The sequence below is a fragment of the Microbacterium sp. NPDC058389 genome (genome assembly GCF_042722305.1).
Classification (GTDB): domain Bacteria; phylum Actinomycetota; class Actinomycetes; order Actinomycetales; family Microbacteriaceae; genus Microbacterium.
Genome location: NZ_JBHXJQ010000004.1, coordinates 196,363 through 210,963 on the forward strand (window position 1 = coordinate 196,363; position 14,601 = coordinate 210,963).

The 14,601-nt window shown below is 70.9% G+C and carries 11 protein-coding genes; 5 read left to right on the forward strand and 6 right to left on the reverse strand.

Translation table 11 applies throughout. The features are described 5' to 3' along the window. Positions 1–107: 107 nt before the first annotated feature. The 5 genes from ACFWJ8_RS07710 to ACFWJ8_RS07730 all read right to left on the reverse strand — a co-directional run bounded on the left by ACFWJ8_RS07710 (position 108) and on the right by ACFWJ8_RS07730 (position 8,394). Positions 108–2,297, reverse strand: a complete 2,190-nt coding sequence (locus tag ACFWJ8_RS07710) for a glycosyl hydrolase 53 family protein (RefSeq protein WP_378810333.1) — start codon at positions 2,295–2,297, stop codon at positions 108–110. Between the two features lie 113 nt (positions 2,298–2,410). After that, positions 2,411–3,337, reverse strand: coding sequence for a sugar ABC transporter permease (locus ACFWJ8_RS07715; protein ID WP_378810334.1), 927 nt, complete (start codon positions 3,335–3,337; stop codon positions 2,411–2,413). After that, the gene (locus ACFWJ8_RS07720) at positions 3,337–4,956 is read right to left on the reverse strand and encodes an ABC transporter permease subunit (RefSeq protein ID WP_378810336.1); all 1,620 of its coding nucleotides are present in this window, start codon (positions 4,954–4,956) and stop codon (positions 3,337–3,339) included. The genes ACFWJ8_RS07715 and ACFWJ8_RS07720 overlap by 1 nt, the downstream gene beginning before the upstream one ends. Before the next feature lie 131 nt (positions 4,957–5,087). Further along, positions 5,088–6,323, reverse strand: coding sequence for an extracellular solute-binding protein (locus ACFWJ8_RS07725; protein ID WP_378810338.1), 1,236 nt, complete (start codon positions 6,321–6,323; stop codon positions 5,088–5,090). Between the two features lie 40 nt (positions 6,324–6,363). Then, positions 6,364–8,394, reverse strand: a complete 2,031-nt coding sequence (locus ACFWJ8_RS07730) for a beta-galactosidase (protein WP_378810339.1) — start codon at positions 8,392–8,394, stop codon at positions 6,364–6,366. Positions 8,395–8,602: 208 nt separating this feature from the next. Here ACFWJ8_RS07730 and ACFWJ8_RS07735 point away from each other — a divergent pair, with 208 nt between their 5' ends. The 5 genes from ACFWJ8_RS07735 (at position 8,603) to ACFWJ8_RS07755 (ending at position 13,308) form a co-directional block, all read left to right on the forward strand. Continuing rightward, positions 8,603–9,616 carry a LacI family DNA-binding transcriptional regulator gene (locus ACFWJ8_RS07735; RefSeq protein ID WP_378810340.1) on the forward strand — a complete coding sequence of 338 codons (1,014 nt, stop codon included), beginning with the start codon at positions 8,603–8,605 and terminating at the stop codon, positions 9,614–9,616. Positions 9,617–9,713: 97 nt separating this feature from the next. Next, on the forward strand, positions 9,714–11,294 hold the full coding sequence (gene metG / locus ACFWJ8_RS07740) for a methionine--tRNA ligase (RefSeq protein WP_378810341.1): 1,581 nt from the start codon (positions 9,714–9,716) through the stop codon (positions 11,292–11,294). Continuing rightward, positions 11,294–12,223: a TatD family hydrolase gene (locus tag ACFWJ8_RS07745; RefSeq protein WP_378810342.1), complete on the forward strand. Its 930-nt coding sequence runs from the start codon at positions 11,294–11,296 to the stop codon at positions 12,221–12,223. The genes metG and ACFWJ8_RS07745 overlap by 1 nt, the downstream gene beginning before the upstream one ends. A 9-nt stretch (positions 12,224–12,232) precedes the next feature. Continuing rightward, the gene (locus ACFWJ8_RS07750; RefSeq protein ID WP_378810343.1) at positions 12,233–12,760 is read left to right on the forward strand and encodes an NUDIX domain-containing protein; all 528 of its coding nucleotides are present in this window, start codon (positions 12,233–12,235) and stop codon (positions 12,758–12,760) included. Next, on the forward strand, positions 12,757–13,308 hold the full coding sequence (locus tag ACFWJ8_RS07755; RefSeq protein WP_378810344.1) for a GNAT family N-acetyltransferase: 552 nt from the start codon (positions 12,757–12,759) through the stop codon (positions 13,306–13,308). Before ACFWJ8_RS07750 ends, ACFWJ8_RS07755 begins: the two co-directional genes overlap by 4 nt. Here ACFWJ8_RS07755 and ACFWJ8_RS07760 read toward each other — a convergent pair. Next, a complete protein-coding gene (locus ACFWJ8_RS07760; RefSeq protein WP_378810345.1) occupies positions 13,305–14,600 on the reverse strand; it encodes an MFS transporter in 1,296 nt (431 codons plus the stop codon). The two genes, ACFWJ8_RS07755 and ACFWJ8_RS07760, sit on opposite strands and share 4 nt — an antisense overlap. Position 14,601: the final 1 nt, after the last annotated feature.

The window sequence follows — 14,601 nt, forward strand, 5'->3', positions numbered from 1 at the left end:
GACCCCCCGTGCGCGTTGCGATTCCAGACCCTAGCCGAGCCCTGCACCCCAAGGCGAGGGGTCGGCGCTTTCCGGTGAGAGCGTTCCGGCGCCGGGGACGTGACGGGCTAGCCCTTCTTCTTCACGGCCTTCAGCTGGTGGACGGCCTTGTCGATGAGCTTTGCCGCATCCTTGACGTCGCGCGTCGTGGCTCGCGAAGCCGCGCGGACGACCTCGCCGACTGCCATGGCCTCGTCCAGCTGCGCCAGCGATGCCGCCGTGTATCGCGCCCGATCCATCGCCGCCGCGGTCGCGAGCGCCCGCTCGACGGCGGTCTTGTCCACTGGCTGTGCCGCGCCCGCCGCTGCGGCGTCGATCAGCCGCACGTCGTCGAGCACGCCCCACGCCCCGGCCGACAGCGAGAAGTCCGCCGATATCTCGACCACGCCGTCGGCGCCGACGACGATGCCGGGGACCGTCGCGGTGTGGAAGTCGTTCCACACCGCGAACTCCAGCGGTGCACTCCACGTGCCGGCCGAGGTACGGGCGGTCAGCGTGCGGGCGTCCGCCGATGGACTGTTCGTCCCCTGCGTCGTCGCCTGCAGCACGTAGGTGCCCGCGGGCACGCCGGTCACGGTCTGCGACGCCGACGTCCGATACGCCCAGCCGCTCCAGAACGTGACCGCGTGGCCGCCCGTTGCGGCGTCAGCGGTCTCCTGGCGCGCGGCCGGGTCGGTCAGCGTCCAGGCGCTCATATCGGCGTTCTCGAACCCGCCGTTGACGACGTGGTTCACCGCCTCCACGGTCACGTCGGCCGTGACGGCGAGACCGGATGCCGAGCGTCCCGGGATCGCGTAGTGCCCGGGCCCTCGGATCCAGTCGACCGCGGTGCTCCAGGTCACCGCCTGCTGCTCGACGGTGCGGTCGTTGTACGCGACCACGATCGTCGAGGGCAGGGCGACGGGGGCGCCGTCGACGACCGTGCGCGTCACGTCCTCCACCGACACGACCTCGCGGGGCGCGACGGCCCCGGTGCGGACATACGCGAAGGTGCGCAGCGACTCCAGCGGCGTGCCATCCCACGCGAAGAGCGACTGGTTGTCCCATGCGGATCCGCCGTACGAGTCGCCGACGTGGAGGGGGTCGTAGCCGCTCGCCGCGCTCGACGCCCAGCCCGAGCCGAACTGCTCCCACAGCACGCGGTTTGCAGCGACCTGGTCGGGCGGTCCCACCGGCAGCCAGGCCGGCTCCCAGTAGTACACGCCCACACCCGCGTCGCCGACGGCCGCGACCGCCGCGATCACGTCGCGCAGCTCCCAGGCCTGACCCTGCACGCTCACCGGGTACTGGCTCGTGGTGCCGCCGGCGCCGATCACGTTCGGGTAGCCGTCGCCGTCCTCGAGGGTGCGGGCCCAGCTGGTCTCGGCGACCATGACCTCCTTGCCGTACGTCGAAGCCACCTGCGACAGCACTGCGGTGAGGTTGTCGAGCGTGCCGTGCCAGTACGGGTAGTAAGAGCTCGCGAAGACGTCGTAGTCGACGCCGTACTGCGCGAGTCCCGCGGCGTACTCGGCGTAGCGTCCGGGCGTCTCGGGGTTCGTGAAGTGCACGGCGACCAGCGCGTCGGGGAGCACCTCGCGGACGGCGGCGCTGCCGGCGGCCACCAACGCGGCGAACTGCGCGTCGATCGCCCGGCCCGCGCGCGTGTGCCCCGCCACTGCGTTGTTCGTCTCGTTGCCGATCTGCACCATCCGGACGTCGACCCCTGCATCCTCGAAGCGCTGCAGTGCATCGGCGGTGAAGTCGTGCAGGGCGACTAGGGTCGCGGCGTCGTCGAGTGTCGCCCACGCCTTCGGGGCGAGCTGGCGCGCAGGGTCGGCCCAGAAGTCGGAGTAGTGGAAGTCGACGAGGACGTCCAGGCCCGCGGCGGTCGCGCGTCGTCCGATCTCGACGGCGCGATCGACGTCCACGGTCCCGCCGCCGTAGCCTCGGCCGGCCTCGTCGTACGGGTCGTTCCACACCCGGATGCGCACCGAGTTCACGCCGTTGTCGGCGAGCACGTCGAACACGTCGGCCGGCCGGCCGGCGGCATCCCGGAACACCACCCCGCTCGACTCCAGCGACAGGACGGTCGAGACGTCGACCCCCATCGCGAAGTCCGCGGCCAGGCCGTCGACCCTGTCGACGAAGATGCCGGCGTCCACGGGATCGTCGCCCGTGGCCCCCCACGCGGCGGGCGCTGTCGCACCGACGGCCAGTGTCGCCGCGAGACCCGCGCCGAGCACCGCCCTGCGGGTCCTCGAAATCCATCGGTGCACGTGCGCATTCCTCTCGTGAGGCAGCGTCGCCGGAGGTTCCCGCGACGCTGCGGGGTGTCGTCGGCACAGGGCCGACGAGGTGATGGATGCCGGGCGCCCCGGCTGCGGCGGGCTCAGCCCTTGACGGATCCTGCGGTGAGGCCCCCGACGATGTACCGCTGCAGCGACAGGAACAGGACGAGGACGGGGATCGCGGCGATGACCGCTCCCGCCGCGAACAGCCCCCAGTTCGAGGCCAGCTGGTTCGAGACCCACTGGTACATGCCCACCGCGAGCGTCCAGTTCTCCTCCGAGACGAGGACGATCTTGGCGATGATGTAGTCGCCGAACGCGGCGATGAAGGCGAGCAGCGCGACCACCGCGAGGATCGGCGTCACGAGCGGCATGATCAGCCGCCAGAAGATCTGCGCATGCGTCGCACCGTCGATCTTGGCGGATTCGTCGATCTCGATCGGCACGGTGTTGAAGAAGCCGTACATCAGGAAGGTGTTGACGCCCAGTGCACCGCCCAGGTACACGCAGATGAGCGCGATCTTGGAGTTGAGGCCCAGCGCAGGCACGACCTCGCCGAGGGTCAGCAGCATCAGGAAGATCGCGACGAAGGCGAGCGCCTGCGGGAACATCTGGATGATGAGCAGCCCGGTGAGTCCCGCACGCCGCCCCGAGAAGCGGAAGCGCGAGAACGCGTACGCGGCCGCGGCTCCCATGAGGACGGCGCCCACCGACGAGATGCCGCCGATCAGCAGCGTGTTGCCCGCCCAGGTCCAGAACTGCGTCTGACCCAGCGCGAAGAAGTTCGACAGGTCGATGACGCTGAAGAGGGCATTGCTCGCCGCCAGCGTTCCGTGCGGGTTGAGCGAGGCCGACAGCACGTAGACCAGCGGGAACACGGCGTAGAAGATCACCACGACGGCGAGCAGGTACTTCCAGCCGACCTCCCGCAGCCAGCGGCGGCGGCGGGCGCCGCTTCGCGGGTCGGGGCCGGCGGCGGCCGGAGCCGTGGAGGCAGGAGTGACGGAGACAGCCGTGTTGGTGGACATCACTGGAACTCCTCGAGCTTGCGGGTCTGGCGGAATGCGATCGCCGAGATGCCCCCGACCACCGCGAACACGAGGATCGACAGCGCGCTCGCGAGGCCGTAGTCGGCGGCGCCGCCGGAGACCCCCGAGATGTCGTAGATCGCGGAGATCAGGATGTCGGTGGCGCCGAGGGCGTACGGTGCGCCGGGGATCGACGGCCCGCCGTTGTTGAACATGTAGATGACCGTGAAGTTGTTGAAGCTGAACGCGAACGACGAGATCAGCAGCGGCGCGGTCGCGACGAGCACGAGAGGCAGGATGATCGAGCGCAGCTGCCGGGCACGCCCTGCACCGTCGATGGAGGCCGCCTCGAGCGTGTCCTTCGGCAGCGCCTGCAAGGCGCCCGTGCACACCAGGAAGTAGTACGGGTAGGTGAGCCACAGGTTCACCCAGATGACCGCGGCCCGTGCGAGCCACGGGTCACCCAGCCAGTTGATGTGCGCCCCGAAGAAGAAGAGGTCGTTGATGATGCCGAACTCGGCGTTGAACATGCCGCGGAACAGCAGCGCCGACATGAACGCGGGGAAGGCGTAGGGGAGGATGTACAGCGTCCGCAGGAACCGGCGGCCCTTGATGCGGGCGTCGTTGTAGATGAGCGCGAGCACCAGGCCCAGGGCGAAGGGCAGCAGCACCGACAGCGTCGCGAACACGAACGTCCACACGGTGACGGAGAGCAGTGTGCCGGCCAGTGCCGGGTCGGTGAAGATGCGCACGAAGTTCGCGAAGCCCACGTTGACATACCAGCCGGCGGGCAGCGTCGACCCGTCCGCGGCGACGAACGAGCCGCTGTCGTCGGCTGTGTAGACGGTGCCCGTGGTGGTGTCGGTGATCGTCTGGGCGTCGGCATCCCACACGAGCGTCGATTCGTACACGGCACCCGTCGAGCCGTCGCGCGTGCGGATCGAGCCGTCATTGGGGTCGTCCGAGACCGGTACGCGCAGCGCCGCGATCTGCGCCTGCAGATCGGCGTCGGTGATCACGGTCGCCTTGGGGATCACGGTCCACCCGGGGACTTCGGAGGGGGTCCCGGCCTGGCCGATCTCGGCGCCGCGCACCTCGTCGAGCGGCTCGTCGGCGGTGCCCGCGAGCACGTCGCCGTCGTCGCCGACGATCGCGAAGCCCAGCTGATCGCCGCGCTGGAGCACCGAGAGCGGGTAGGTGGGGGAGTCCTCGACGCGCCGCTCGCCCTGGATGAGGGCCGCCTCGACGGCCTGCCCCTGCGTGCCTGCGTGGCCGGTGCCGTAGTTCGTGAAGGCGATGTAGGCGGTGTAGCCGAAGATGAACACCTGGAACACCAGCAGGAACACCAGGCCCGGTACCAGGTACTTCAGCGGCAGCGCGCGCCGCGTGAAGTAGACGATGTCGGCGGCCAGCAGGAGCACCAGCATGCCGCAGAAGACGACCCAGGATTCGGCGCGGAAGGCGCTCAGCAGCGTCATGACGCCGAAGGCATTGACCAGCGCCATCAGCACGAGCTTCACGACGAAGCCCCAGCCGGGACCGCGCCAGCGGCGCGCGTGCGATTCGCGGGGCGGGGCGTCGACCGTCGCCGGCGGTGAGGGAGGTGCGTCCACCGTCATGGGGGTGCTCCTGTCGAAGGAAGTCGTGCGGAGGCGGAAATGGAGTCCGGGAGGCGGGGAGAGGCACTCGCCCGCCTCCCGGAGCGGGGGCCGGCTGTCGGGTCAGCCGGCGGTCCTGCGGATCAGGGGGCTCAGCCCTTGACCGCGGTCTCGACGTCGGTGACCATCTGGTTCCACGTCGACACGGGGTCGGCGCCGTTGATGATCTGCGACTGCGCGGCATTCCACAGGTCCCACACCGAGCCCATCTCGGGGATGCTCGGCATCGGCACGCCGTTCTGCGCCGAGGCGAGGAAGCCCGCGATGATCGGGTCGGAGGCGACCTCGGTGGCCAGCGTCGACCACGCCGGAATGCGCGGGTCCGCCTCGTACAGGGCGCGCTGCGCCTCCTCGGTGCCGAGGTAGTCGACGAGGAACGACTGCGCGAGCAGCTTGTTCTTCGACTGCGAGCTCAGGTAGAAGCCCTGCACACCCACGAACGGGGCAGCGGGCTGGCCGCCCGCCGACGGGATCGGGCTCACGACGATGTTCTTCACGTCGGGGTACGCGCTGATCGCCCAGGGGCCCTGGATCGTGTACGGCGCCTTGCCCGAGTTGAAGAGCTCGTTGTTGATGTCGTAGTCGACGGTCGTGGAGATGTAGCCGGTGCCGTTCTTGCCGTTGGCGCCGAGCCACTGCGCGAATGCCTCGCCGGCTGCGCCGCCCATGCCGACCTGGGTCGTGTAGGACCCCGAGTCGTCCTGCACGAAGACGGGGGCGCCGAACGACGTCTGGAAGCCGTACATCGTGTAGCCGTCGCCGGTCTCGCCGTTGGTGTTGATGACGAACGGACGCTCGGTGCCTGCCGCGAGGCCCTTCTGGATCATCTCGTCCCACGTCGCCGGCGCCTCGCTGCCGACCAGGTCGGCGTTCTGGACGAGGGCGATCGTCTCCAGCGAGTACGGGAGGGCGTACAGCTGGCCGTCGTAGGTCATCGCCTCGAGGGCGACGGGCTCGAACTCCGACGTCTTGTCGCCGAGGTCGATCGTGTCGACGACGCCGGCCGCGACGAGCGCGCCGAGCCAGTCGTGCGCGCCGACGGTGATGTCCGGGCCCTTGCCCGTCGGCACCTGTGCGATGAAGTCGTTGCGGAGGTCCTCGAAGTTCTTCTTGACGATCTTGACGGTCGCGCCGGTCTCGTCCTCGAAGGCCTTGGCCGCGTCCTTGACGGCCGCCTGGCGCTCCTCGTCTGTCCAGATGACGAGCTCGGCGCCCTTGCCGTCGGCACTGCTGTCGTCGTCGCCGCTGCCGGCTGAGCCGCCGGCGCAGCCGGCGAGGACGACCGCTGCCGTGAGCGCCAGCGCTCCGAATGCGATCTGCTTGCGCATGGTGTTCCTTTCGGTGGTGGTGTGATGCAGGAGGTACAGGTCAGGGGGTGCGGGCCAGGCGGACGACGGCGACGCCGCCCCCCGGCACCGTGAGCGTGCCGTCCACGGCGGCGCCGGAGATGAGATCGACGCCCGTCGCGGCGAATGCCGCAGGGTCGTCGCGGTGGTTGACCGCGATAGCGAAATCGGCGTCGTCGCCGCGGCGCACCACGACTTCGAGGCCCTCCGGGTGCGCTGCCGGCGCGACGCCGGCGTCGGCGTACACCTCGGCCATCACGGTGCGCAGGGCGGCGGCATCCAATCGGGTGCTGAGGTACCAGCCGACACCGGAGCCGTGCGTGTGCCGCGTGACGGCCGCGCCGCCGGCGCCGGGGCCGTCGACGTACGTGCCGCGCGCCTCGGCGCCCTCGAGCACGACGTCCTCCTGCCACGCATCGGCCAGGAGCAGCGGCGCGTCGTCGGTCGAGCTGTCGCCGTGCCAGCGCACGGCGTGGCGGGCGCCTTCGCGCAGCGGCAGGAACTCCTCGACCACGACGCCCAGCGCGTCGCGCAGCGGGGCGACGAAGCCGCCCGCGGGCACGGCGTCGTTCTCGTCCACGACGGCTGAGAAGAACGAGACCACGAGCGTGCCGCCGCCTTCGACGTAGCGCGTGAGGTTCGCGGCGTCGGCGGCGCTCAGCATGTACTGCGCGGGAGCGACGACGAGCTTGTAGCCAGAGAGGTCCTGGCTGGGCAGCGCGAAGTCCACCGTGATGCCGTCGCGCCACAGTCGCTCGTAGAACGACCGGATGCGCTCGGCGTGGGACACGTCGACCGATGGGCGCCATTCGAGGTCCTGCGCCCAGAACGACTCGAAGTCCCACAGCACGGCGACGTCGGCCGCGACGCGCGAGCCGCGCACCTCGTCCAGCCGGCCGAGGACGTCGCCGAGCTCGACCACCTCGCGCCACACGCGCGACGAGGTGCCGGCGTGGGGGATCATCGCGGAGTGGAACTTCTCGGCGCCCGAGCGTGACGCGCGCCACTGGAAGAACAGGATCGCGTCGGCGCCGCGGGCAAGGTGGGTCACCGAGTTGCGGGCGAGCTCGCCCGGACGCTTGGCGACATTGCGAGGCTGCCAGTTGACGGCCGACGTCGAGTGCTCCATGAGGATCCAGGGCTTGCCGCCGCCGACGGACCGCGACAGGTCCGCGGCGATCGCGAGGCCGATCTCGCCTTCGGGGTCGGCCGCGACGAGGTAGTGGTCGTCCGACACGATGTCGACCTCGCGCGCCCACGCCCACATGTCGGTGGTCCAGCTCTGGTTGGCCATGAAGTTGGTCGTGACCGGCTGCGACGCGTGCGCGCGGATCGCATCGCGTTCGGCGATGAAGCACGCTCGCAGCTGGTGGTCGGTGAAGCGCGCGAAGTCGAGGCGCTGCGCGGGATTCACGACCGAGGGCGCGGCGGCGGGGGCGCCGACGTGCTCCCACGCGCCGTAGCGCTGGCCCCAGAAGGTGGTGCCCCACGCGGCGTTGAGTCCCTCGAGCGATCCGTACTTGTCCTGCAGCCAGCCACGGAACGCGCGCACCGACTGCTCGGAGTAGTCCTCGCCCACGGGCACGCCGTACTCGTTGTGCACGTGCCACAGCACGACAGCGGGGTGCTCGCCGTACCGCTCGGCCAGGGCAGAGGCGATGCGCACGATCGCCTCCTGGTACGCGGGCGACGCGTGCGAGGCCATGCCCCGCGCGCCGAAGCCCATCGTGACGCCGTCGCGCGTGACGACGCGCGCGTCGGGGTGCCGGGCGAAGAACCATGCGGGCGGCGACGCGGTGGGGGTGCCGAGGTCGACCGCGATGCCGTTCTCGTGCAGCAGGTCGAGCAGCTCGTCGAGCCACGCGAAGTCGAACACCCTCTCGTCGGTCTCGATGAGGGCCCACGCGAAGATGCCGACGCTGACCAGGTTGACCCCGGCCTCCCGCATGAGGGCGACGTCCTCGCGCCACACCTCTTTCGGCCATTGCTCGGGGGTGTAGTCGCCGCCATAGGCGATTCCCCGGATCTCGGGCCAGCGGTCGGGCGAGGTCATGGACGCTCCATCGGGTCGGGTGCAGGGCTCGTGCCCGGGCCGTGGCCGGGGCGGTCGGCCACAGCGACTGTGACCGGTCACAGTGTTGCTCGAGTGGATGCCGCACCGCACCGCCGGGCCGGCAACCGTTACCCAACTGTGACCGGTCACAGGGTGTCGTCGTGTCGACGGCCGCCTCGCGGCCCCGGGCGGGGTAGAGTCACTCGTCGTGGACGAGACGACCGCGCGGCGCAAGCCGACGATCCGCGATGTCGCGGCGGCCGCAGGGGTGTCCCGCGGTACCGTCTCGCGTGTCATCAACGGCGGGCACTGGGTGTCGCCCGATGCGCGCACCGCCGTCGAGGACGCGATCCGGCGCACCGGCTACACCGCCAACCACGCGGCGCGGAGCCTCGCGACCGGTCGCGCGGGCTCTCTCGCGTTCCTGCTCACCGAGCCGCAGCACCTGCTCTTCCAGGACCCGACGTTCGCGCTCCTGCTGCGCGGAGCCGCCGAGGCGCTCGCGCAGCGCTCCATGACGCTCGTCCTGCTCGTCGCCGGCACGCCCGCCGAACGCGCGGGCGTGGCCACCTTCGTCGGCGCGGGCCACGTCGACGGTGTGCTGCTCATCTCGTCCCACGAGGCCGACCCGCTCGTCGAGCAGCTGCTGGAGGCCGGCGTCCCCACCGTGTGCTGCGGCATCCCGCTCGGGCACGAGGCGAACGTCCCCACCGTGTCGGTCGACGAGATCGGCTCTGCACGTGCGATGACGCGCTACCTGCGCTCGCGCGGGCACCGGCGCATCGCCATGATCGCCGGGCCCCACGACACCCCGGGCGGGCGCTATCGCCTCGTCGGGTTCGAGGAGGAGATGGGCGAGGACTTCGACCCCGCCCTCGTCGAAGCGGGCGACTACAGCCAGGAGTCCGGCGCGGTTGCCATGGCGAAGCTGCTCGAGCGCGCCCCCGACATCGACGCGGTCTTCGCCGCGAGCGACCTCATGGCCGCCGGTGCCATCACCGCGCTGCGGAAGGCCGGCAAGCGCGTCCCGGACGACGTCGCGGTCGCCGGATTCGACGACTCGGGCCTCGCCGCGACGCACGAGCCGCCGCTGACCACGATGCGCCAGCCGTGGGACCGCCTGAGCGACGAGATGGTTTCGCTGCTGCTGGAGGTCATCGACGGCGGCCGCCCGCAGCCGATCACGCTCCCCACGACTCTCGTCGTACGCGCGAGCGCCTAGCCGGGCCGACTGTTACGTTCCGCCAGCCGCGGCCCGGCGAACCAGGGGCCTCGGTCACAGCGCCGGTGGCGGCATCCGCTCGAACTAGACTCTCCTGGTGACTTCCGGCCGCCAATCCTTCTACATCACGACGCCGATCTACTACCCGAGCGACGTGCCGCACATCGGCCACGGCTACACGACCGTGGCGGTCGACACGCTCGCCCGCTGGCACCGCCAGGCGGGCGACGACACCTGGATGCTCACGGGCACCGACGAGCACGGCCAGAAGATGATGCGCGCCGCGTCCGCCAACGGCGTGACGCCGCAGGAGTGGGTCGACAAGCTCGTCACCGAAGCCTGGTTCCCGCTGCTCACGACGCTCGACGTGGCCAACGACGACTTCATCCGCACGACGCAGCAGCGCCATGAGGAGCGCGTGCAGCAGTTCGTGCAGGCGATCTACGACCGCGGCTACATCTACGCGGGCGAGTACGAGGCGCTGTACTGCGTGGGATGCGAGGAGTTCAAGCCCGAGTCCGAGATCGTCGACGGCACCGGCGCGTTCGAGGGCCTCAAGGTCTGCGCCATCCACTCCAAGCCGCTGGAGCTGCTGCAGGAGAAGAACTACTTCTTCAAGCTCAGCGAGTTCCAGGACAAGCTGCTCGAGCTGTACTCGACCGTGCCCGACTTCGTGCGCCCCGACTCGGCGCGCAACGAGGTCGTCTCGTTCGTCAAGAACGGCCTGAAGGACCTGTCGATCTCGCGCTCGGCGTTCGACTGGGGCATCACGGTGCCGTGGGATCCGCAGCACGTCATCTACGTGTGGGTCGACGCGCTGCTCAACTACGCGACCGCGGTCGGCTACGGCGAAGACCCGGAGGAGTTCGCGCGCCGCTGGCCCGCGTACCACGTCGTGGGCAAGGACATCCTGCGCTTCCACGCCGTCATCTGGCCGGCGATGCTGATGGCGGCGGGTCTCGAGGTGCCGCGCGGCGTCTTCGCGCACGGCTGGCTGCTCGTGGGCGGCGAGAAGATGTCGAAGTCGAAGCTCACCGGCATCGCGCCCACCGAGATCACGGACGTGTTCGGCTCGGACGCCTACCGGTTCTACTTCCTGTCGGCGATCGCGTTCGGCCAGGACGGCTCGTTCTCGTGGGAGGACCTGTCGGCCCGCTACCAGGCGGAGCTCGCCAACGGCTTCGGCAACCTCGCGTCGCGCACCACCGCGATGATCGAGAAGTACTTCGAGGGCATCGTGCCGCCGCCTGCCGAGTATCTCGAGGGCGACCTCGCGATCCAGAAGACGGTGGCGGATGCCGAGGCCGCCGCCGACGCGGCGATCGAGCGCTTCCGCATCGACGAGGCGATCTCGTCGATCTGGACCATCGTCGACGCGCTGAACCTGTACATCACGGCGAACGAGCCGTGGGCGCTCGCCAAGGACGAGGCGCAGCGCGCCCGTCTGGGCACGGTGCTGTACACGGCCGCCGAGGGCCTGCGCGCCCTCGCGGTGCTCCTGTCGCCGGTGATGCCCGAGTCGACCGAGAAGCTGTGGATCGCCCTGGGCGCCGCCGAGGCGGTCGGCCGCCTGCAGGACCAGCCGCTGCGCGAGGCGGGCGCATGGGGCGTCCTGAAGCCCGGCACGTCGGTCAACGGCCTCGCGCCGCTGTTCCCGCGGGTCGAGCAGACGGCGTGATGACCGAAGCGCCCGTGCCGTACCCCGCCGAGGGGGCCGACCCGTCGCAGTACGTGCGCACCCGCGAGAAGGGCTCGCGCGACGTCACCTATCCCGACGCGCCCGAGCCCCTCGCGGTGCCGGTGTACGACAACCACGCACACCTCGAGATCGAGGACGGCCCTTCGACGGGCTCAGGGACCGGCCTCACTCTCGACGAGCAGCTCACCCGCGCGGGCGAGGTTGGCGTGGTCGGCGTCGTGCAGGCCGGTGGCGACATCGAGTCGAGCCGCTGGTCGGCGTGGGCGGCGGCATCCCATCCCCGCGTCCTCGCGGCCGTCGCGATCCACCCGAACGAGGCGCCCGCGTACGCGGCGGCCGGGCGGCTGGACGAGGCGATCGGGGTCATCGACGAGCTGGCGGCGCAGCCGCGCGTGCGGGCGATCGGCGAGACGGGCCTCGACTTCTTCCGCACCGACGAGGACGGGCGCCCGGCGCAGTACGAGAGCTTCGAGGCGCACATCGCCCTGGCGAAGAAGCACGCCATCGCGATGCAGATCCACGACCGCGACGCGCACGACGCCGTGCTCGAGACCCTCGAGCGCGTGGGCGCCCCGGAGCGCACGGTGTTCCACTGCTTCTCGGGCGACGCCGACATGGCGCGCATCGCGGGGGAGCGTGGCTACTGGCTGTCGTTCGCGGGCAACGTGACGTTCAAGAACGCGCAGAACCTCCGCGACGCGCTCGCGGTGATCCCGCGCGAGCGGATCCTCGTCGAGACGGATGCCCCGTTCCTGACGCCGGCGCCGCACCGCGGCCGTCCGAACGCGCCGTACCTGATCCCCGTGACGGTGCGGTTCATGGCCGCCGAGCTCGGCATCGAGGTCGACGAGCTGTGCGCGCAGCTCGCCGCGAACACCCTCGAGGTCTACGGGGCCTTCGAGGACTAGGTTCGGTTCGTGGACGGCGAACTGTGGGACGTGACGGATGCCGCCGGCATCCCCCAGGGCATCACGCATCGGCGCGGCGACCCGGACTTTCCGACGGGGCGGTTCCACGTCGTGTCGTCGGCGTGCGTCGTGCGCGCCGACGGGCTCGTGCTGATCACGCAGCGCGCGGCCGTGAAGGACTGGGCGATGGACTGGGAGTTCCCGGCGGGCAGTGCGCTCGCCGGTGAGACCAGCCGCGAGGCCGCCGTGCGTGAGCTGCAGGAGGAGACGGGACTGCGGGCCTCGGGCGACGCGCTGACGTTCGTGGGGCGGTTCACCGAGGAGTCGGCGCTGCTCGACCTGTACGTGGCGCACGACCTCGACACGGCGGTGCTGACGCTCGATCCCGAAGAGGTCGCGGACGCCGAATGGGTGCCGCTGGACGACGTCCGGGTGCGCTACCGGGCCGGCGAGTTCGCCGAGCCCTGGGTGGCCCGCCTCGACACGCTGTGGCCCGCGCTCGTCGCCGCGGTCCGCGGCGACGAGGCGACGCGGTGACCGGCTTCGCCCCGTACGAGCCGGATGCCGGCGGCCGGACGCCCGCGGCCGTCTCGCTGCGTCCGGCGACGAGGGGCGACGTCGACGGCATCCTGCGCCTCGAGGTCGCGGCGGGCCGTGCGGCGGGCTCCGTCGGCGCTGCGGAGGGATACCGGCGGGCCGTCGCAGACCCGCAGCGCTGCATCCTCGTCGCCGAGGCGGATGACGACGGGCGACGCTCGATCGCCGGCTGGGCCAAGACGCATCGTCACGTCGAGGCGGTCGACCAGGCTCCGCCCGGCCACTACCTCGGCGGCATCACGGTGGACCCGCCGTGGCGGCGTCGCGGGATCGGCGCGGCGCTCACCGACGCCCGCCTGCAGTGGATCGCTGCCCGCGCGGACGATGCCTTCTACGTCGTGAACCTGCGCAACGGCGCCTCGATCGACCTCCACCGCCGGTGGGGCTTCACCGAGGTGCTGCGTGCGCCGAGGCTGATGGGCATCGAGTTCGAGGGCGGCGTGGGCCTGCTGATGCGTGCCCACCTCGACGCGGCGGAGCGGGCCTAGGCCGCGTCGGGCTCCAGCGCGGGGTCCTCCAGCACCGGCTTCGCGGCGGCGATGTTGCGGATCGGCCGCCACACCAGCAGGAGCGTGACCGCCGACCCCGCGAACGCGAACCACCACGGCGCCGTGAGCCCCCACGTCTGGGCGATGATGCCGCCCAGCAGCTGGCCGATCACGAGCCCTCCGAAGACGCCGACCATGTTGACCGAGGCGATGCGCCCCTGCAGCGAGATCGGCACGAGGCGCTGGCGGACGGTGGTCGAGATCGTGCCCCACACGAACGCGTACAGGCCGAACCCGAACATGATGACGAGGGCGACGACGCCGTTCGTCGTGAGCGCGAACGACAGGTGCATCAGCACCTCGAGCGACAGGCACACCCGCATGAGGGTGGCGAACGACACGTGCTTCTCGAGCCAGCCGAAGCTGCCGACCGCCACGATGCCGCCGAGCGCGGCTGCCGTCGTGAGCGCGCCGTACCCGACGGCGCCCATGCCGAGGTGCTCGGTCGCGTACAGCACGAGGATGCTCCACGGCGCGGCCCACGTCACGTTGAACACCAGGATGATCAGCACCAGGGTGCGCACGGGGGGGTTGTGACGCAGCCAGTGCAGCCCCTCACGGATCGGGTGCGGCTTGACCCGCCTGCCGTCGGCGCCGACGGCGCCGGTGTCGGTGGCCGCGGCATCCGGCTGGGGGATCGGCGTGCGCGAGATCCGCGAGATCAGCAGCACCGCGAGGGCGACGCACAGGATCTGCAGCAGGAAGGGCCAGAACGACCCCACCGCGAACAGGAAGGCGCCCAGGGGCGGCCCGGCGAGCTGGTTGGCGACGAGGTAGCCGGCCTGCATACGGGCGTTGCCGATGCCGAGATCGGCCGGGCGCACCATCATGGGCAGCAGCGTGCTGCCCGCGGAGTCGGCGAACACTTCCGCGATCCCGTAGAGGAACGCGGTCGCCAGCACGATCCACACCGTCGCGTGGCCGGAGATGAGGAACACGACGAGCGCGCCGACGATGACCGCGCGGATGCCGTTGGCGAGCATGACGAGACGTCGCCGATCGTGATGGTCGGCGACGGACCCGGCGAGCAGGCCGAACAGCAGCCACGGCAGGAACTGCATCATGGCGCCCGACGCCACCAGCAGCGGGGACGACGTCATCGAGGCGATGAGCAGCGGCGCGGCAGACAGCGCGATGCCGTCGCCCAGGTTGCTCGTCCAGGACGAGGCGAGCAGCCAGCGGAAGTCCCTCCCCAGGCGGCGTGGTGCGATCAGTTCGCCGAGCGAGGGCATC